Below are 19,363 nucleotides of genomic sequence, written 5' to 3'. Positions count from 1 at the left end.
AGACGGACCCGGCATCGGAGCCCGTCCGTGAGCGATCTCTGGCGCATCGTCGGCGTGCTCCTGCTCGTGCTCGGCAACGCCGTGTTCGTCGCCGCCGAGTACGCCCTCGTCACCGCGCGGCGCAGCCGCCTCGAGGACCGTGCCGAGGGGGGCAGTCGCCCCGCCCGCACGGCGCTCCGGCTGATGGACGACCCCGTGCGCTTCATCTCCACCGTCCAGGTCGCGATCACCGTCTTCGGGATCGCCCTCGGTGCCATCGGCGAGCCGCTCATCTCGGGGATGATCCACTGGCTCCCGCGCGGGGTTGCGTTCGCGATCGCGTTCGTGCTCCTCACGTACCTGTCCGTGACGCTCGGCGAGCTCGTCCCCAAGGCGGTCGCGCTCCAGAAGGCGGAGGCGATCGCGATCGTGCTCGCCGTCCCCCTCGACGTGCTGGCCCGGACCCTGCACCCGATCGTCTGGCTGCTCCAGGTGTCCGCGAACGCCGTGCTCCGATTGCTCCGCGTGAAGCCGGCGCCGGCCGGCATGATCGCCTTCACCCGCGAGGACATCCGCCAGTCCGTCGCCGTCGCCGAGGACGTCGGCGAGATCGAGACGGCGGAGGAGGAGATGCTCTACAAGGTCTTCGACTTCGCCGAGAAGGAGGCGTCCGACGTGATGGTCCCCCGGCCCGACGTCGTCGCGCTCACCGTCGACCTGCCGCCGGAGGAGGCGCTCCGCGCGGTCCTCGACTCGCCGTACACGCGCTACCCCGTGTACCGCGAGTCGCTCGACGACATCCTCGGCGTGCTCCACGTCCGCGCCCTGGTCGCGGCGCTCCAGGAGCGGGGCATCGCCGAGGTGCGGCTCGAGGAGCTCTTGCGGCCCGCGTACGTCGTCCCGGAGACGAAGGACCTCGCCGCGTTGCTCGCGGAGTTCCGCCGCACGAACCAGCACATGGCGGTCGTCGTCGACGAGTACGGCTCGACGATGGGCATCGTCACCCTCGAGGACCTGCTCGAGGAGATCGTCGGCGACATCGAGGACGAGTTCGACCTGCCCGACACGTCGATCGAGCGCGTCGACGATCGGACGATCAGGATCGGCGGCACGTACACGCTCGACGACTTCAACGAGGAATTCGGCACGGAGCTCGCGCAGGAGGACTACCACACCGTCGCCGGCTACGTCTTCGACCACCTCGGGCGGGCCGCCGAGCCCGGCGACGAGGTCGTCGCCGAGGGCCTGCGGTTCACGGTGCTCGAGACCACCGGGACGCGCATCCGCCGTATCGAGATCCAGTTCCCGCCCGACAGCTCCGAGCCCGGCGAGCCCGAAGCTGCGTGAGCCGCCGACGCGGCGCCTTCGAGCACCGCGACTTCCGCTTCTTCTGGCTCGCCGTCGGCCTCGAGGCCGTCGCGATGACGATGATGCAGGTCGCGATCGGGTGGCAGGTGTACGAGATCACGGGCGACCCGCTCGATCTCGGCCTGATCGGCCTCGCGGAGTTCCTGCCCCTGCTCGTGCTGGCACTCCCGGCGGGGCAGATGGCCGATCGGCTGCCGCGGCGCGCACTCGTCGGCCTGATGCTCGGCATCGACGCCGCGGTCGCGCTCGCACTGCTCTGGCTGACGTCCGCGGAGCCGTCCTCCGCGTCGCCGTACTTCGCGCTCGCCGTCTGCACGGGCGTCGCCTCGGGCCTGGGGGCGCCCGCGTCGCGGGCGATGACGCCCACGCTGATCCCGGCGGAGTCCCTGCCGTCGGCGATGGCGCTCAACTCGACCGGCTGGCAGCTGGCGATCGTGGCCGGCCCCGCGCTCGGCGGTCTGCTCTTCTCGGTGTCCGCCGAGCTCGTCTACGGCGTCGCGGCCGGGCTGTCGCTCGGTGCGGCCGCCTGCATCGCATTCGTGCGCGAGCGATACCGGGACCCGTTCGTGCCCGACCGCATCACGCTCGGCAGCCTGCTCGCCGGCGTGCGTCTGATCAGGCGCACGCCGGTGCTGTTCGGAGCGATCTCGCTCGACCTCTTCGCGGTGTTGCTCGGTGGGGCGGTGGCCCTGGCGCCCGTGTTCGCGAAGGACATCCTCCACGTGGGGCCGGTCGGTCTCGGCCTCCTGCGCAGCGCGCCCGCCGCCGGCGCGATCGTGGCGGGCGCGCTCCTCTCCCGGCGTCCGATCGGCCGCCGGGTCGGCCCGACGCTGCTCGTGGTCGTTGCCGGCTTCGGGGCGTCGATGGTCGTCTTCGGGCTCTCGCGTGCGATGTGGCTGTCGCTCCTCTCGCTCGCAGCCGCCGGGGCGTTCGACATGGTCAGTGTCGTCCTGCGCGCCACCATTCTTCCGCTGGTGACGCCCGATCCTCTGCGCGGTCGCGTGAACGCCGTCGAGATGGTCTTCATCAGCGGCTCGAACGAACTCGGCGCGTTCGAGTCGGGCGTCGCCGCCGCTCTGCTCGGCGCCGTCCCCGCGGTCGTGATCGGCGGGGCGGCGACGGTGGCGATCGTCCTGCTCTGGACCCGTCTCTTCCCGGCGCTGGCCCGGGTCGACCGCCTCGACGAGCTGAAGCCTGCGCCCGCACCCCCGTAGGGGCCTCTCAGGCGACGCACGCGGCCGGCAGCTCGAACCAGCGCAGGTGCTCGAAGTCCTCTCCCATCACCGGGGCGTCGGGGTCGCCGTCCCACTCCGCGGCGGCGAGGATCCCGCGCGCCTCCTCCAGGTAGCCCTCGAGGGCCGACTCCGGCGCGCGGTCGTGTGGAAGGTCGGGAACGAGCAGGGCGCCGGTGGAGGGGTCGTACGTGACATCCGTCAGGCGGAGCGGGGGCTCGACCGGCCCGTCGCGGTGCCGCCAGAGGCCGGTGACGGGGTCGAAGCGGTACAGGGGGAGCAGGCGCCAGCCGTCGCGGGCGACGAGGTCGACCGCCTCCACGAGGTAGCGGAACACGGCCTCCGAGATGAAGTAGTTGAACGAGACGCGTGTCCATCCGGGCTTGATCCCTTCGCAGCCCCGGGCGATCTCGCGCTCGAACTCGTGCGAGCGCTCGATGTCGATTCCCAACAGCCGGTGCCCGTACGGGCCGGCGCAGGAGCAGCCCCCGCGGGCCTGGATCCCGAAGAGGTCGTTCAGCACCGCGACGACGAAGTTGTGGTGCAGGTAGCGGCCGCCGGGCCGACGGACGACGAAGGAGACGATCGACAGCCGCTCGGCGTCGAGGTTCCCCAGGAGCTCCAGTCCCGGGTTCCGTCGCCAGCGATCGACCGCGCGCCGCCAGAAGTCCTCCTCGAGCGCGTGGATCACGTCCACCCCGACGGCGGCCTTCAGCTGGAAGACGAGCCCGGCCCGGATCGACTCGACGATTGCGGGCGTCCCACCCTCCTCGCGGTGTACCGGGTCGTCGAGGTACCGGTGATCCGTCGGGTTCACGTACGCGACGGTGCCTCCGCCGACGACGTCCGGCACGCGGTTCGAGAGGAGCTCGCGGCGGACGACGAGCACGCCGGGTGTCCCGGGCCCGCCGACGAACTTGTGGGGGCTCAGGAAGACGGCGTCCTTGTGCGGAAGCGCGTGGTGCTCGCAGCGTGGGCTCATCTCGATCGCGACGTACGGCGCGGCGGCGGCGAAGTCCCAGAACGAGAGCGCTCCGTGCCGGTGCAGGAGGTCGGCGATCGCGCACGTGTTGGAGAGGATCCCCGTCACGTTCGAGGCGGCGGAGAAGGAGCCGATCTTCAGCGGCCGCCCGGCATGCCGCTCGAGCTCGGCCTCCAGTGCGCCGAGGTCGACGTGGCCGTCGTCGTCCTCCGGGATCTCGACGACGTCGGCGATCGTCTCCCGCCAGGGAAGCTCGTTCGAGTGGTGCTCGAAGGGGCCGACGAAGACGACGGGGCGTTGGTCGGGCGGGATCGTCGAGGCGAGCCCGTGGCGGTCCTCGAGGGCGGAGGGGATCCGCAGGCCGAGGATCCCGATCAGCTTGTCGACCGCGCCGGTGGCTCCCGAGCCGCAGAAGATGACGCAGGTGCTCTCGTCACCGCCGACCGCCTCGTGGACGATGCGCCGCGCGTCCTCGCGGAGCCGGGTCGTCTGGAGGCCCGTGCCCGACGACTCGGTGTGCGTGTTCGCGTAGCGGGGCAGGACCTCGTTGCGGATCAGGTCCTCGATGAACGCGAGAGCCCGACCGCTCGCCGTGTAGTCGGCGTAGGTCACCCGCCGGGGGCCGAACGGCCCGACCATCACCTGGTCGTCGCCGATCACGGACTCGCGGATGCGTTGGAGGATCGGGGGCTCGGGCAGCGTCATCGCGGTGAGGGTACCGCCGCAGGCGAGGTCGGCGGCCGGTCCTCAGCGCCGTGCGTCGGCGACGAGCGCCTGCGCGTCGACGCCGCGGATCGCGGCGTCCAGGAGCTCGACCGGGTGGAGGGCGGGAAGGGGGTGTCGCGCCCGTCCCAGCGCCTGGGCGACCTGTACGAGGCAGCCGGGGTTCGCGCTCACGAGCGCGTCCGCACCCGTCGCGAGCACGTGCGCGGCCTTGCGGTCGCCGAGCGCCCGTGCCGCCGCGGGCTGGGTCACGTTGTAGATCCCGGCCGAGCCGCAGCAGACGTCCTGCTCCGCCGGCTCGACGATCTCGAGGCCGGGGATGCGCTCCAGCACGGGCCGCCAGGCAGCGGGAAGCCGCTGCGCGTGCCGGAGGTGGCAGGAGTCCTGGTAGGCGACCCGCAGCTCGAGGGCGTGCAGCTCGGGCAGCGGCGCGTCGGCGAGGGCCTCGGTGACGTCGATCGCGGGGAGCCCGTGCTCCTTCAGATGCGATCCGCATCCCGCCGCGTTCACGACGATCGTGTCCACGCCCGCGAGCGCCGACCGCAGGCGCTCGGTGAAGCGGTGCGCCTCGGCCGCCCGGCCCGCGTGCGCGGACAACGCGCCGCAGCATCCCTGTCGCGGCGCCACGACGTCGTGGCCCGTGGCCGCGAGCACCCGGGCGGTGGCCGCGTTGACGTCGCCGAAGAGCACCCGCTGTGCGCACCCGGTGAGCATCGCGACGCGACCGCGCGCGGTGCCGACCGCCGGGAGCTCCGCCGGTGCCTGCTCCCGCGGGCGCCAGGGCGGGGCGGCCTCGAGCAGCGGCCGCAGCCACCCGGGCGTGGGAAGCGCCCGGCCGATTCGGGCGAGACGGAGCGCAACGGCCATTCGGCGGGGGTGGGGCAGCGTCGCGAAGATCACGCCACGTTGCAGGCGCTCGCCGCGTGGTCGGGCGACCGACTCCTCGATCGTGGCGCGCGTGGCCTCGATCAGCTCGTCGTAGTGCACGCCGGACGGGCACGACGAGAGGCACGCCATGCAGCCGAGGCACCGGTCGAAGTGCGTGACGACGCTCGGCGAGAGCGTCACGGTCCCATCGAGCGTCTTCTCCATCAGCTGGATGCGGCCACGGGGTGAGTCCATCTCCTCCTGCCAGAGGACGTAGGTGGGGCAGCTCGGCAGGCAGAACCCGCAGTGGACGCAGTCGGCGAGGCGCTCTCTGATCACCGTCAGGCCAGGACTCCGCCGGGATCGAGAGCGTCTTTGATCGCGGCGTGCAGTCGCCTCGTGCCCGCCGGGTGGACGCCGCCGACCCGCTGCGGGACGTAGGCGACCCCCGCCGCCGGGCGGACGATCGCCTCGCGCACGGTCGAGAGCGTGTTGGCGAGGTCGCGCGGCGCGAACCGGAGCCGGCCGAGCGCACGGCCCTGGCGCTCGCGTGACTCGTGCCAGACGTCGTCGGCCGCCTCGTCGCCGCCGACGAGCTCGCGGGCCAGCGCAAGCTGCTGCGCGACCGCGAGGTCGACGCCCTCGAAGAGCAGGGCGACCCGGCCGGGATGGAGGACGTCGAGCGCACTCGGCTGGAGCCGGGAGCGCAGGAGCGCCCGGACGACCGATGCGGTGTCGTCGGTGTCGACGACGAGCGTCGCCGCGGCCGGGGGGACGGGGTGCAGTCGCAGCGAGACGCGGGCGATCAAGGCGAGCCGGCCGCGTGAGCCGCACACGAGCTTTCCCAGGTCGTACCCGGCGACGTTCTTGACGACCGTGCCCCCGGCATTGGCGATCGTCCCGTCGCCGAGCACGAGCGTCACCCCGAGCACGAGGTCACGCGGAGCGCCGAACCGGTGCCGCAGGGGGCCGGAGAGGTTGCCGGCGAGGCAGGCGCCGATCGTGGGGTCGCCGGGAGGATCGAGCGAGAGGCGCTGTCCGTTCGGGTCGAGCAGTGCTCGGAGCTGCGAGAGGCGGATCCCCGCTTCGACCGTGCACGTGAGGTCGCCGGCCTCGTGCTGGAGCACGCGTGCGAGGCCGTCCGTGACGAGGCTCTCCCCGATCCGCACGCGCCGGCCGGTCGTCGTCGCCTCGGCGAGCAGGGCGCTCGCCTCCTCGACGCTCGTCGGCCGCAGCGCCTCAGAAGCGCTCGCCAAGCCCCATCCTCTCGATCGCGTGCCGGCGGTACGGTCCCGGCACCTCGCCGCAGAGGCGCGGCGTCGGAAGCACCTTTCCGGGATTGGCGAGCCCGAGAGGGTCGAACGCGGCACGGATCCGCGCGAAGACCTCGAGGTCGCGCTCGGAGAACATCCCGGGCATCGCGCACGCCTTGTCCACGCCGATCCCGTGCTCGCCCGTGAGCGAGCCGCCGGCGTCGAGGCACGCCTCGAGGATCTCGTCGGCGAGCGCCTTCGCACGCTCGGTCTCGCCGGCTGCGGCGTCGTAGAGGACGAGCGGGTGGAGGTTCCCGTCGCCGGCGTGGAAGACGTTGCCGACGCGCAGGCCGCGCTCGGCGGACAGCTCCTCGATCCGGCGCAGCACCTCGGGCAGGCGCGTGCGGGGGACGACGCCGTCCTGGACGTAGTAGTCGGGCGAGATCCTCCCCATCGCGGGGAACGCGCCCTTGCGCCCGAGCCAGAGCAGCCGCCGCTCCTCCGCGTCCCGCGCGATGCGCACCTCGAACGCCCCGAGGGACCTGCAGAGCTCGTCGACGGCGTGCGCATCGTGCTCGACCTGGGCGGTGGCGCCGTCGAGCTCGACGAGGAGGACCGCGTTCGCACCCTCGGGGTAGCCGGGATGGAACGCCTGCTCGGCGGCCTCGATCGTGAGCCGGTCCATCATCTCGATCGCCGCGGGCGTGATCCCGGCTGCGATCACGCTCGAGCACGCCTCGCCCGCGGCGTCGAGGGAGCGGAAGGCGGCCAGCATCGTCGTCACCGTCTCGGGCGCCCGGACGACGCGCAACGTGATCTCGGTGACGATGCCGAGCGTGCCCTCGGACCCGACGACGAGACCGAGCACGTCGGGCCCGTCCTCGTCGAGCGCCTTGCCGCCGAGCGAGACGACGTCCCCGTCGGGCAGGACGAGCGTCAGCCCGGTCACATGGTTGACCGTGAACCCGTTCTTGAGACAGTGCGCCCCGCCGGAGTTCTCGGCGACGTTGCCCCCGATCGTGCACACCTGCTGGCTCGAAGGGTCGGGAGCGTAGAAGAGTCCGTCCGCTTCCACGGCCGCCGTCACCTCGAGGTTGGTGACGCCCGGCTGGACGACGACACGTTGGGAGTCGAGATCGACCTCGAGGACATCGTTCATCCGGGTGAGAGCGATCACGATGCCCTCGGCGACGGGGAGCGCGCCGCCCGAGAGCCCCGTACCGGCTCCTCGCGCCACGAAGGGGACGTGGTCGCGGGCACACGCGCGCACGACCGCCTGCACCTCGTCCGTCGACCGCGGGAGGACGACCGCAGCCGGCGTCGCACGCCATCCCGTGAGACCGTCGCAGTCGTAGACGCGCACCTGCTCCGGATCGCTGATCACGTGCTCCGCCCCCACCAGCGACTCGAGCTCCGGCACGAACGTGGGGGGGAGGCTCATGCGCTCGAGTCTACTCGCGTCCGATCGATGATCGATTCCTCAGACGCCGATCGCCGCGCTCGGGTAGGGTCACGACGTGCTGCCGATCGATCGACCCGGGAAGATCGTCTGCGTCGGGCTCAACTACCGCGACCACGCGGAGGAGCAGGGAGTGGAGCTCCCCGCGGCGCCGCTCTTCTTCGCGAAGTACACGACGGCGCTGATCGGGCCCGGCGACCCGATCGTGATCCCTCCGGCGGTCACGAAGTGCGACTACGAGGCCGAGCTCGGAGTCGTGATCGGGACGACGGTGAAACAGATCGGCAAGGAGAACGCCTTCGAGGCCGTCGCCGGCTACCTCGTCGCGAACGACGTCTCCGCGCGCGACCTCCAGTTCGCCGACGGTCAGTGGACACGGGGCAAGTCGCCGGACACGTTCTGCCCGGTGGGCCCGCTCGTGCCGGCGTCGGAGGTGCCCGATCCGCACGCGCTGCCCATCCGGGCGATCCTGAACGGCGAGGTGATGCAGGACTCCACCACCGCCAACCTCATCTTCGGGATCGACGAGGTGATCAGCTACGCGTCGCAGACCTCGACCCTCGAAGCGGGCGACCTGATCCTGACGGGGACGCCCGCGGGGGTCGGCGTCTTCCGTGACCCGCAGCGGCTGCTGCAGCCGGGCGACTCGATCACGATCCAGATCGACGGCCTCGGCGAGATCACGAACCCCGTCGTCGCGGGCTGAGCTCCCGGTCGCGCCGCTCCTCGCGGCTTGACGCGGCAACGATCGATGATCGATGATCGTGCCAGCGCGGCACGAGGTGGTGCAGACGAGGCCGTCCGCGTGCTGCCGGACGACAGTCACCGGCGAACCGAGCTCGTTTCCCGGTGAACGGGAGAGAGGCGACGGATGAGCGAGATCTCGCGCACGATCCTCCGCGAACAGGTGAAGGAGATCCTGTTGCGTCGGATCCTCCGCGGCGAGCTCAAGCCGGGGGACCTCCTCGTCGAGACGAGGATCGCGCAGGAGCTCGGGACGAGCCAGGCGCCGGTCCGTGAGGCACTTCGCGATCTCGAGCTGCTCCGCCTCGTCGAGTCCCAGCCGTTCCGGAGCGCCCGCGTCCGCGAGGTCTCCGACGACGAGTTGCTCCAGGTGTTCCCCGTGCGGGCCGTGCTCGAGGAGCTGGCGGCGCGGGAGGCCGCGAAGCGGGACGATCTCGACGTCGATGCGCTCGACGCCGAGATCGACGCGATGCGCCGGGCGGCAGAGGCGGGCGACGTCGACGCCCAGCTCGCCCACGACATCGCGTTCCACCGCCGACTCGTCGAGTCCTCCGGCAACCAGGCGCTCCTCGCCGCCTGGATCGCGCTCGGGATCGAGGTGCCGACGGCGTTCGGCGTCTTCTGGACGTACTTCGATCGCATGGAGCTCGTCGACTTCCACCCGCCGATCGTGGCCGCGCTCCGCTCCGGGGACGCCGCGCGCGCGGGTCGCGAGGCCCGGAAGCACGTCCAGCGCACCGAGCGCGTCGTGCGGCGCCGGCGCTCCGAGAGCGCCCGCCGCGGGGACGACGAATGAGCATTGGCGGGCGGATCGCGCCTGCGGTGGCGGGCGCAGCCCCGGAGCGCGTCGAGCGTGTCGTGCAGACCGTCGCGGGGCCGAGGCGGAGCTGACCGGTCTCGAGCAGCGCGCGCAGCAGTGGGTGGGGCAGTTCGCGAACGCGCGTCACCTCCTCCGCGCCCGCGACTGGCTGGTCGTGCTCGAACCGGCCGCGTCCGAGGCGGCGCGCATCGCTGCGCTGACGCACGACTGCGAGCGGGCGTTCCCCGGAGGGCCCCGGTGGAGCGCGGACGACGAGCCCGACGATCGCGTCTACCGCGACACGCACGCGAGGCGCTCCGCCGACATCGCCGCGGCGTGGCTGCGCGAGCAGGGAGCGGACGACCTCCTCGTCGACCGGGTCCACGGCCTCGTGCTCGACCACGAATGGGGCGGGTCGGCGGAGGCAGACCTCGTGCAGGCCGCGGACTCGCTGTCGTTCCTCGAGGTCCAGGGCGACCTCTTCGCGGAGTGGGTCGCCGAGGGGCGCTGCAGCCCGCAGCGGGCGATCGAGCAGTTCCGCTGGATGCACGACCGGATCCGCGTCGACCGTGCACGGCCGATCGCGTCGTCGCTGCTGGCAACGGTGGAGAAGGAGCTCCTGCCCTGATGCGCCGCCACGGCGCGGTGCTCGGAGGGCTGTTCCTCGGGGCGCTCGCGCTCCGGCCCCAGATCGTCGGCGTCGGGCCGCTGCTCCCCGAGATCCAGGACGACCTCGGGACGTCGCACGCCGTCGTCGGGCTGCTGGCGACGATCCCCGTCCTCTGCATGGGGCTCTTCGCGCCGGCGGCACCGCGGCTCGCCCGCCGGGTCGGGACGCGATCGGCGATGGCTCTCGCGCTCGGCCTCCTCGGTGTCGCCGGGCTCCTCCGTGCCGGGGCCCCGGGCGCCGCGCTCGTCGTCGCGATCACGCTCCCCGTGGGGATCGGCATGGGCCTGGGCAACGCCCTCCCGTCACTCGTCGTCAGGGAGCGGATCCCCGGCCGTCCGGCCACCGGGACCGGCGTCTACACGACGGGGATCCAGATCGGGTCGACGGTGTCGGCGGCGCTCGCAGTCCCGATCGCCGGTGCCTTCGGCGGCTGGCGGGCCGCGCTCGCGGCCTTCTCCGTCGCCGCGTGCGTGCTCACGGTGGTGTGGCTCGCGCTGACCCGGGGTGGGCCCGCGCACGTCCGGCCGGCCTCGCCCGCACCGCGGCTCCCGTGGCGGAGTCGCACCGGCTGGGCGCTCGTCGCCGTCTTCTCGCTGATGGGGATGTCGTACTACGGCCTCAATGCCTGGCTCCCCGACGCGTACCAGGAGCGCGGCTGGACCGACGGATCCGCGGGTGCGCTCCTCGCGATGATGAACCTCACGGCGATCCCCGCGTCGTTCGTCGTCCCATGGCTCTCCGACCGGCGCGGTGGACGTCGGCCGTACCTGATCGCGATGAGCCTCGTGTTCGTCACCGGCGCGTTCGGCCTCGTCGCGCTCCCGGGCGGCGCGTACGGGTGGGCGCTCCTCGCCGGGATCGCCCAGGGCGGCATGTTCGCGCTCGTGATGACGCTTCCGCTCGATCTCGAGGCGCGACCGGAGCGGGTCGGCGCGCTCGTGGGGATGATGCTCGGCGTCGGCTACACGATGTCGGCGACGGCCCCGTTCGTGCTCGGAGCCGTCCGGGACGGGACCGGCTCCTTCGATGCCGTCCTCTGGGTGGTCGTCGGATTGCTCGGCGCGCTCGTCGTCGCCGTCGCCTCCGTGCCGCGACGGGCGCGGGAGGCGCCGTCCGTGTAGCGCCCGGTGACGCTACGCCGCCGTGCGCAGGTGCGTCGCCGTGGCCGCGATCCCCTCGGTGAGCGACCGCTCCGGAAGCGGTGCGACATCCCGCACGAAGCCGATCGCCTCCAGCGCCGGCGGGAACGGCAGCGGGTCGCCGCTCCACGTCACCCGGGCGCCCGGGACAGCGGCGTCGATCGCGGCGACGACGTCCTCGATCGGGGCCGAGACACCCGGGAAGTTGTAGACCGCCGCGCGATCCGCCGCCGCCCGGGCGGCGAGCACGAACGCCCGGCCGACGTCGGGGGCGAAGTCGTACTGCGCCGTGCCCGAGAAGCCGATCTCGAACGTCTCGCCGCGCACGGCCGCCGCGACGGCGAGGGACGGGCCCGCCGTCATCCCCTGGTCGCGTGCCGGCCCGTAGACGACGTACGGCCGCAACCCGATCGACCCGACCCCGAAGTCGTCGCGGTAGACGCGCGCCATGCCCTCGTCGGCGAGCTTCGAGACGCCGTAGAGGGTTGCCGGGACGACGCCTCCCGTCTCGGGAGCGGGGGAGGCGTCGTGTCCGCTGTAGACGGCTGCCGACGAGGCGTACGCGATCCCGGGGACGCGGTCCGGTCGTTGACGCACCGCCTCGAGGACGGCGACGGTGCCCGTGACGTTGACCCGCATCCCCCGCACCGGGTCGGCCCGCACGAACGGCACCTGCAGGGCTGCGAGGTGGATCACGCGTGTGACCTCGTGCTCGTCGAGCGCGCGGCCGAGCCCCTCCAGGTCGGTCACGTCGCCCCGGACGAGGTGGACGCGCTCGGCGTCGTGCTCGCCGAGGACGAGTCGCAGCCGGCTCGTGTCGTCGCCGAGGTCGTAGCCGACGACCGTGTCGCCGTCGTCGAGCAGCGCCCTCGCCACCCACGCGCCGAGGCACCCGAGTGCTCCGGTGACGAGGACGCGATCCGCCATCTCCCGGCCCTACGCGAGCGGGGCGTCCTGGTACACGGTGACCGTCTCGGTGAAGAACTCGATCGCGGCCCGTCCCTGCTCGTGCGGCCCCCAGCCCGAGTGCTTGACACCGCCGAACGGGACGTGCACGTCTGCCCCCGCCGTCTGGGAGTTGACGTGGAGGACGCCTGCCTGCAACTCCTCCGCGAAGCGGTGCGCGGTCCGCAGGTCCCGGGTGAAGACCGACGCCGAGAGCCCGAAGGGCACGTCGTTCGCCCGTGCGATCGCCTCGTCGAGCGTGCCGAAGCGGTAGAGGGTGGTCACCGGGCCGAACACCTCCTCGCACGAGAGGTAGTGGTCGTCTCCGACGCCCTCGAACACCGTCGGCTCGATCAGCCACGCCTCGGGATGCCCACGGCCGCCCCCTGCGATCACCGTCCCGCCCTGGTCGCGCCCGCGCTCGATCGCCGCGAGGATGTCCTCGAGCGCCGTCTCGTTGACGACCGGCCCGACCTCGGTCGCCGGGTCCATCGGGTCGCCGACCGTCCCCGCCGCGATCCGCGCCAGGAACCGCTCCCGGAAGTCGTCGTAGACCGCGTCCTCGACGAAGATCCGCCGCGTCGCCGTGCACTTCTGGCCGGCCGACCAGAAGGCCCCGGCGTATGCCGCCTCCACTGCGCGGTCGAGCTCGGCATCGGCGGTCGCGATCAGGGGGTTGTGCCCTCCGAGCTCGAGCTGGACACGGCAGTCGCGCTTCGTGGCCTCGTTCCGCACGTTGTGCCCGACGGGGACGGAGCCGGTGAAGGAGATCGCCCGGACCTCGGTGTTGGCGACGAGCTCGGCGCCGACCTTCGAGCCGGCCCCGGTGAGGACGTTGAACACCCCTGCCGGTACGCCCGCCTCCGCGAAGCACTCGGCGATGTGCAATCCGGTGCGCGGGGCCTCGTACCCGAGCTTGAGAACGACCGTGTTGCCGTAGACGAGAGCGGGCGCGAGCTTCCAGATCGGGATCGCGACCGGGAAGTTCCACGGCGTGATCAGCCCGACGACCCCCAGCGGGCGCCGGAGCGTGAACAGGCGCTGATCCGGGACGGACGCCTCGAAGACGTCGCCGATCGGGCGCCACGCCTCGCCCGCCGAGAAGCGCAGGACGGCGGCCGCGCGCATCGCCTCCACCCGCGACTCGCGGAGCGGCTTGCCCATCTCCGCCGTCATGTCCACGGCGATGCGCTCCGCTCGTGCCTCGATCGCGTCCGCGGCGCGGTGGAAGACCGCGGCCCGCTGCCCGGCCGGGAGTCCCGCCCATCCGGGAAACGCGTCGCGGGCGGTCTCGACCGCGGCACGCGCGTCGGCGGCGTCGGAGGCCTGGTAGACACCGGTCACCTCGGACGGCCGAAACGGGTTCCGCTTCTCGTAGGTCTCGCCCGAGGCGCTGTCGCGCCATTCTCCGCCCACGTAGTTCCGCGCCGGGGTCTCGGTCAGCGTGTCGGTCATCAGGAGGCTCCTTTCGTTCCGCTACAGCAGCGTCGAGGCGGGGACCACGGGGTTGACGAGCGTCCCGATGCCCGGCACCGCGATCTCGACCGTGTGCCCGGGCAGGAGGGTGAAGTCGTCCGGGGGCACGAGCCCCGTGCCGGTGAGGAGAATGCTCCCGGCCGGCACCGGGTTGTCGCGCACGAGCCAGCCGACGAGGTCGGGGAAGCTGCGCCGCATGCTCGCGGTGGTGGTGCTCCCGACGAAGACGGTCGTCCCGGTGTCGTCCTCGATCCGCATCGTGATCTCGAAGGGCGCGGTCGCCGCGGTGGGGACGAGGATCGCGGGCCCGATCGCGCACGCTCCCGCGTACACCTTCGCCTGGGGCAGGTAGAGGGGGTTGGCGCCCTCGATGTCGCGCGACGAGACGTCGTTGCCGATCGTGTAGCCGAGGATCGTGCCGCCCTCGCCGAGCACGAGCCCGATCTCCGGCTCCGGCACGTTCCACGTCGAGTCGCTGCGGACACCGATCGGCTCACCCGGCCCGACCGTCCTCCTGCAGCCCGCGTCCTTGAGGAAGAGCTCCGGTCGGTGCGCGTCGTAGACCATCGTGTAGACGTCCTTCACGGCTGCTTCGTCGACGCGGGCGTCGCGGCTCCGCTCGTAGGTGACGCCGGCACACCACACCTCGGGTGGGTCGAGCGGCCGGAGGAGCTCGTGCCCGCCCGACGCGCTCGTCACGTCGGGATCCGTCTCGACGACGCCACGCCTGGGGCTCCATCCGGAGGAGAGGACGTCCACCACGTCCTGCTCCCCGGCCCGCACGAACCGCAGCGCGCCCTCGCCGCCGTGCGCGACCTCCTCGACGGCGATCGTGAGCGAGCCGTCCGGCGCACGGGTGCGGACGAGGCGCATCAGTAGACCGCCCGACCGCCGGAGATGTCGTAGGTGGCGCCGGTCGAGAACGAGCACTCGCCGCTCGCGAGCCAGGCGACGAGGGCGGCGACCTCGTCGGCCGTCCCCATCCGGCCCATCGGGATCCGCTCGACCATGTAGCCGATGTGCTCGTCGGAGAGGCCCGCGAGGATCGGCGTCTCGATCACGGCCGGCGCGACGCAGTTCACGACGACGCCCGTCCGGGCGAGGTCTTTCCCGATCGCCTTCGTGAGGGCGATCACGGCCGCCTTCGACGCCGAGTAGGCGGCGGCCATCGGGTTGCCCTCCTTCCCCGCGATCGATGCGACGTTGACGATCCGCCCGTACCCGCGCTCCACCATGCCCGGGATCACCGCGCGGTTGCAGAAGAAGACACCGTCGGCGTTGACCGCCATCACCCGGCGCCATTCGGCGTCGTCGACGTCGACCGTCCGCAGCGACCGACCGGGGATCCCGGCGGCGCAGACGAGCACGTCGATCGGCCCGAGCTCGCGCGTGACCCGCTCGACCGCCGCCTCGGCGTCGGCCGAGGCGGCGACGTCTCCGGTGACCGCGAGCACCTCGTCGCCGACCGCGTCACTCAGGTCGAACCCGGCGACGCGGGCCCCCTCGCCCGCGAGTCGGCTCGCGACGGCTGCGCCGATGCCGCTGGCGGCGCCGGTGACGAGCGCCACCCTCCCAGAGAATCGATGATCGTTGATCATTCGTTCGACCAGACCCTATAGTCTCGAAGTGGGTTTCGATCCGACGCGCGACTACCCGCTCGGCACCCGTCGACCCGATCTTGTCACGACGCCGTCGGGAACGCCGCTCGAGCGGGTGACACTGGAGGCGGCGCGTGACGGCACGCTCGCTCGCGACGAGCTCCGGGCGACGCCCGAGACGCTCCTGCGACAGGCGGAGGTGGCGCGTGCCGCCGGCCGCACGCAGCTCGCGGAGAACCTCGAGCGGGCGGCCGAGCTCACCGCCGTTCCCGACGGCGAGGTGCTCGCCGTCTACACGGCCCTGCGGCCCGGTCGCTCGACGGGCGCCGAGCTCGCGCAGTGGGCGGCGCGACTCGAGGAGCACGGTGCCCACCGCACGGCGGCCTTCGTCCGCGAGGCGGCCGCGGCGTATCGGGAGCGGGGGCTGCTCGCGTGAGCCGCCGACCCGTCTCGGGGCGGCATGCGTCGCGTGCGGCGAAGGAGCTCCGGCGCGAGCTCCTGATCTCGCCCTGGCCCGAGCTCGGTCTCGTCGCCGCGAACGGGCCGGGCGATCCCGAGCCCGGGCTCACGGTCGAGGACGGTCGGGTGACGCGCCTCGACGGGCGCGAGGCGCCCGCGTTCGACGTCATCGACCGCTACCTCGTCGCGCACGGCCTCGACCTCGAGGTCGCGGCCGAGGCGATGGCGCTCGACGATCGGGAGCTCGCGCGCCGGCTCGTCGACGTCGACGTCCCGCGCGACGAGCTCGTCCGACTCGCGCGTGGGCTCACCCCCGCCAAGCTGGCCCGCGTCGTCGGGCTGCTCGACGCCGTCGAGCTGATGTTCGCCCTCAAGAAGTTGCGTGCGCGACGCGTCCCCGGCAACCAGGCCCACGTGACGAACCTCAAGGAGAGCCCCGCCCTCCTCGCCGCCGACGCGGCCGAGGCCGCACGCCGCGGGTTCGCGGAGATGGAGACGACCGTCGGCGTCGCGCGGTACGCGCCGCTGAACGCCCTCGCCCTGCTCGTCGGCTCGCAGACGGGACGACCGGGCGTGATGACCCAGTGCGCAGTGGAGGAGCGGCGTAACCTCGAGCTGGCCATCCGCGGCCTCGTCACCTACGCCGAGACGCTGTCGGTGTACGGCACCGAGCCGGTGTTCGTCGACGGCGACGACACGCCCTGGTCGAAGGCCTTCCTCGGCGCTGCGTACGCCTCGCGCGGGGTCAAGGTCCGCTTCACGTCGGGCACCGGCTCGGAGGCGCTGATGGGGTACGCCCAGGGGCTCTCGATGCTGTACCTCGAGGCCCGCTGCGTCTCGGTCGTCCGCGCGGCCGGTGCGCAGGGCGTGCAGAACGGATCCATCTCGTGCGTCGCCCTCGTCCTCTCGGTGCCGGGTGGCACGCGGGCGATCCTCGCCGAGAACGTCCTCGCCGCCTGGCTCGACCTCGAGGTCGCGTCGGGGAACGACGCGATCGCCTCGCACTCGGCGATCCGCAAGACCGCGAAGCTGATGGGGCAGTTCCTGCCGGGGACGGACTTCGTGACCTCCGGCTACTCGGTGATGCCGCGGCACGACAACACGTTCGGCGGCGGGAACTACGACGCCGACGACCTCGACGAATGGCTGACGATCCAGCGCGACTGGCAGGTGGACGCCGGGATCGAGCCCGTCGCGGACGCCGAGGTGATGCGTGTCCGCGAGCGCGGTGCGCGCGCGATCCAGGCCGTCTTCTCCGAGCTCGGGCTGCCGGCGATCACCGACGCCGAGGTCGAGGCGGCGACCACGGGCTACGACTCGGACGACGTCCCCGACCGTGACCGTGCGGCCGACGTGGAGGCTGCCGACGACCTCCTCGAGCGCGGGACCTCGGGGCTCGACGTCGCACTCGCGCTCGACCGGAGCGGGTTCCCGGACGTCGCTCGGGCCGTCCTCGGCATGCAGCGACAGCGCGTCGCCGCCGACTACCTGCAGACCTCGGCCGTGATCGACGAGGACGGGCTCGTCCACTCGGCGGTGAACGACCCGAACCGGTACGCCGGGCCGGGCACTGGCTACCGGCTCGAGGGCGAGCGCTGGGAGCTGCTGCAGGCGCTCCCGTACGTCGACGACCCGCGGGCGCTCGGCCACCTCGGCCCCGGCGACGAGGCGGCACCGGGCGGTGTCTCGCTCGACACGGGGCGCGTGGCCGTGCGCGGCGACGATCCCGCGGAGGTCGTGGTCGCCGTCGGGCCCGCGTTCGCGGCGGAGATCGGCGAGACGATCAACGCGCTCGACCACCTCGACGTCCTCGCGGCGGTCTGCGACGGGATCCGCGAGGCGGGTGGGGCGCCACGCCTCGTCCGCGTCCGGCGCTCGGCCGATGCGGCCTTCATCGCCCACGACGGTGCGCGGCTGTCCGGCTCCGGAATCGCGCTCGGGCTGCAGTCCAAGGGGACGGCCGTCATCCACCGCGCCGACCTCCAGCCCCTCGACAACCTCGAGCTGTTCGGGATGTCGCCGCTCTACACGCTCGAGAGCTACCGGGCGATGGGTCGGAACGCAGCCGGCTACGCGCTCGGGCGACGCGTCGGGCCGGTGCCCACGGAGCTCGACAACTACGCGCGGGCGAAGCTGATCGTGCTCACGACGCTGCTCCACGCGCGGGAGACGCGGGCCGTCGTGCCCGGCGCCGAGCCGGTCGAGCTCTCGCTCGCCGCCGCACCGGTCGCGTGACGCCGGACGGCGTGACGCGCGACGTGGATCACCGCGCGCGCCGCGCCGCCCGGCGATCCCCTCCGGTGTGACCCGGCTCAGAGCGTGTCGGCGACGGCGGCCGCGGCCGCCTTCCCGGAGCGGATCGCGCCCTCCATGTGCATGTTGCCGACCCCGGAGATGTCGGTGCAGGCCCAGTGGAGCGGCCCGATCCGCCGTCGCAGGTCGGCGCCGAACCGCGTCAGCCCGCCGATCTCGAACGTCGCCGAGTACGCCCCGCGCGTCCACTCCTCGGCCGACCAGTCCACCTCGAGGACGTCGACCGGCGATCGGGCCCGGTCGCCGACGAGCCGAGCGAGCCCGTCGAGGATCGCGTCGCGGCGCGCATCGGGGCTCATCCGCTCCGCCTGCTCGCACCGCTCGGCGGCGAGGAACGAGACGAGGACGCCCGGTTCCCCACCCGGGGGCGAGTTGTCGTACACCTCGCGCACGAACCCGTACGGGGCGAAGCCCTCGCCCGAGAGGCCCTCCTCGCGCCAGAACGGGCGCTCGTAGACGGCGAGCACCTTGATCACGCTTCCCTGGGAGATCCCCTGCTCGGCCCGGAGGCGCCACGGCGGCAGCGGCGGGTCGAAGCGGATGGCGCCGGTGAGGTTGGGTGGGATCGCGATCACGGCCTGGCCTGCGTGCATGCGCGCGCCCGCCGTCGCGACGGTGACCCCGTCCTGGCTCCAGCGGATCGAGCGCACCGGCGCGCCGAGGACGACGCGGTGCCCGAGCGCCTCGGCGATGCGGATCGGGAGCAGCTGCGAGCCCCCGACGACGCGCGAGTGCAGGCAGAGGTCCGGCTCGAACAGGTTCTCGACACCGCCCGCGCCGGCGATCGTCCACAGCCCCCCGAGGAGGGAGAACGTGTGCGACGGCTTCGTCATGTACCCGCCCGAGAGGTACGCGCGAAGCAGGTCGCGGGCGAGGTCGTCCTCGACCTCGACGTGCAGCCACGCCTCGAAGCCGATCGCGTCGAGCTCGGCGGCGCGAGGGTGATCCCACGGTGCCTCCGGGTCGATCTCCGCGGCGAGCGCGTCGAGGGCCGCCGCCGCAGACGCGTACGACCGCTCGGCCGCCGAGCCCAGTGGGGCGTCGTGGCCGACGTAGCGGTGGGCGGTGCCGTCCGCGTCGACGAACACGCGGTCGCCCTCCCGGTACGCGTGGAAGAGCTCGAGCCCGAGCTCGGCGAGGAGCGCGTGCATCTCGGTCTGGTAGGGCGCGATCCACTGTCCGCCGAGCTCCTGCGGCTGACCCATGACCTCCGTGTTCCACACCCGGCCGCCGACGCGGTCACGTGCCTCGAGGACGATCACCTCGTTCCCGGCGGCGCGGAGCGCCCGTGCGGCGCAGAGGCCTGCGATCCCCGCGCCGACGACGACGACGTCCGCATCACGCGTCCCTGCCACCG

The 19,363-nt window shown here is 72.9% G+C and carries 17 protein-coding genes; 8 read left to right on the top strand and 9 right to left on the bottom strand.

All coding sequences use genetic code 11. From position 1 onward, the window contains the following. Nucleotides 1–27 precede the first annotated feature (27 nt). Nucleotides 28–1,326, top strand: coding sequence for a hemolysin family protein (locus AC162C_RS01845; RefSeq protein ID WP_484096060.1), 1,299 nt, complete (start codon nt 28–30; stop codon nt 1,324–1,326). Beyond that, nucleotides 1,323–2,561 carry an MFS transporter gene (locus AC162C_RS01840; RefSeq protein WP_484096059.1) on the top strand — a complete coding sequence of 413 codons (1,239 nt, stop codon included), beginning with the start codon at nt 1,323–1,325 and terminating at the stop codon, nt 2,559–2,561. The genes AC162C_RS01845 and AC162C_RS01840 overlap by 4 nt, the downstream gene beginning before the upstream one ends. A 7-nt stretch (nt 2,562–2,568) precedes the next feature. On the opposite strand, the gene AC162C_RS01835 is transcribed toward AC162C_RS01840, so the two are convergent. The 4 genes from AC162C_RS01835 to AC162C_RS01820 are packed head-to-tail and all read right to left on the bottom strand — an operon-like array spanning nt 2,569 to nt 7,845. Beyond that, on the bottom strand, nt 2,569–4,266 hold the full coding sequence (locus AC162C_RS01835) for an aminotransferase class V-fold PLP-dependent enzyme (RefSeq protein ID WP_484096058.1): 1,698 nt from the start codon (nt 4,264–4,266) through the stop codon (nt 2,569–2,571). Between the two features lie 42 nt (nt 4,267–4,308). After that, on the bottom strand, nt 4,309–5,490 hold the full coding sequence (locus tag AC162C_RS01830; protein ID WP_484096057.1) for a (Fe-S)-binding protein: 1,182 nt from the start codon (nt 5,488–5,490) through the stop codon (nt 4,309–4,311). A gap of 2 nt (nt 5,491–5,492) precedes the next feature. Next, complete coding sequence (locus AC162C_RS01825; RefSeq protein WP_484096056.1) at nt 5,493–6,407, bottom strand: FAD-binding oxidoreductase; 915 nt, start codon at nt 6,405–6,407, stop codon at nt 5,493–5,495. Continuing rightward, nucleotides 6,391–7,845 carry an FAD-linked oxidase C-terminal domain-containing protein gene (locus tag AC162C_RS01820; protein ID WP_484096055.1) on the bottom strand — a complete coding sequence of 485 codons (1,455 nt, stop codon included), beginning with the start codon at nt 7,843–7,845 and terminating at the stop codon, nt 6,391–6,393. The genes AC162C_RS01825 and AC162C_RS01820 overlap by 17 nt, the downstream gene beginning before the upstream one ends. A 76-nt stretch (nt 7,846–7,921) precedes the next feature. On the opposite strand from AC162C_RS01820, the gene AC162C_RS01815 reads away from it, so the two are divergent. From AC162C_RS01815 to AC162C_RS01800, 4 genes are all read left to right on the top strand, one after another. Next, nucleotides 7,922–8,569, top strand: a complete 648-nt coding sequence (locus AC162C_RS01815; protein ID WP_484096054.1) for a fumarylacetoacetate hydrolase family protein — start codon at nt 7,922–7,924, stop codon at nt 8,567–8,569. Nucleotides 8,570–8,734: 165 nt separating this feature from the next. Next, nucleotides 8,735–9,403, top strand: a complete 669-nt coding sequence (locus AC162C_RS01810) for a GntR family transcriptional regulator (RefSeq protein WP_462972501.1) — start codon at nt 8,735–8,737, stop codon at nt 9,401–9,403. A 124-nt stretch (nt 9,404–9,527) separates the two neighbouring features. Then, entirely contained in the window at nt 9,528–10,034 is a 507-nt protein-coding gene (locus AC162C_RS01805; protein ID WP_484096053.1) for a DUF4202 family protein, read from the top strand. Continuing rightward, complete coding sequence (locus tag AC162C_RS01800; protein WP_484096052.1) at nt 10,034–11,197, top strand: MFS transporter; 1,164 nt, start codon at nt 10,034–10,036, stop codon at nt 11,195–11,197. The genes AC162C_RS01805 and AC162C_RS01800 overlap by 1 nt, the downstream gene beginning before the upstream one ends. 12 nt (nt 11,198–11,209) lie before the next feature. On the opposite strand, the gene AC162C_RS01795 is transcribed toward AC162C_RS01800, so the two are convergent. The 4 genes from AC162C_RS01795 to AC162C_RS01780 are packed head-to-tail and all read right to left on the bottom strand — an operon-like array spanning nt 11,210 to nt 15,204. Continuing rightward, entirely contained in the window at nt 11,210–12,142 is a 933-nt protein-coding gene (locus AC162C_RS01795) for an NAD-dependent epimerase/dehydratase family protein (RefSeq protein WP_484096051.1), read from the bottom strand. 9 nt (nt 12,143–12,151) lie between these two features. Further along, nucleotides 12,152–13,615 carry an aldehyde dehydrogenase family protein gene (locus AC162C_RS01790; RefSeq protein ID WP_484096050.1) on the bottom strand — a complete coding sequence of 488 codons (1,464 nt, stop codon included), beginning with the start codon at nt 13,613–13,615 and terminating at the stop codon, nt 12,152–12,154. A gap of 21 nt (nt 13,616–13,636) precedes the next feature. Then, nucleotides 13,637–14,509, bottom strand: coding sequence for a fumarylacetoacetate hydrolase family protein (locus AC162C_RS01785; RefSeq protein ID WP_484096049.1), 873 nt, complete (start codon nt 14,507–14,509; stop codon nt 13,637–13,639). Next, a complete protein-coding gene (locus AC162C_RS01780) occupies nt 14,509–15,204 on the bottom strand; it encodes an SDR family NAD(P)-dependent oxidoreductase (protein WP_484096048.1) in 696 nt (231 codons plus the stop codon). The genes AC162C_RS01785 and AC162C_RS01780 overlap by 1 nt, the downstream gene beginning before the upstream one ends. 58 nt (nt 15,205–15,262) lie before the next feature. Between AC162C_RS01780 and AC162C_RS01775 the strand changes: the two genes are divergently transcribed. Beyond that, the gene (locus tag AC162C_RS01775) at nt 15,263–15,670 is read left to right on the top strand and encodes a diol dehydratase small subunit (RefSeq protein WP_484096047.1); all 408 of its coding nucleotides are present in this window, start codon (nt 15,263–15,265) and stop codon (nt 15,668–15,670) included. After that, nucleotides 15,667–17,928 (top strand): propanediol/glycerol family dehydratase large subunit, encoded by a 2,262-nt coding sequence (locus AC162C_RS01770; RefSeq protein ID WP_484096046.1) that lies wholly within the window; start codon nt 15,667–15,669, stop codon nt 17,926–17,928. The genes AC162C_RS01775 and AC162C_RS01770 overlap by 4 nt, the downstream gene beginning before the upstream one ends. A 77-nt stretch (nt 17,929–18,005) precedes the next feature. Here AC162C_RS01770 and AC162C_RS01765 read toward each other — a convergent pair whose 3' ends face one another. Then, nucleotides 18,006–19,361, bottom strand: a complete 1,356-nt coding sequence (locus AC162C_RS01765) for a flavin monoamine oxidase family protein (protein WP_484096045.1) — start codon at nt 19,359–19,361, stop codon at nt 18,006–18,008. Nucleotides 19,362–19,363 lie beyond the last annotated feature (2 nt).

Source organism: Gaiella sp. (assembly GCF_057140465.1).
Note: the sequence above shows the minus strand (reverse complement) of the source record. Positions and strands in the feature narration are given on the sequence as shown.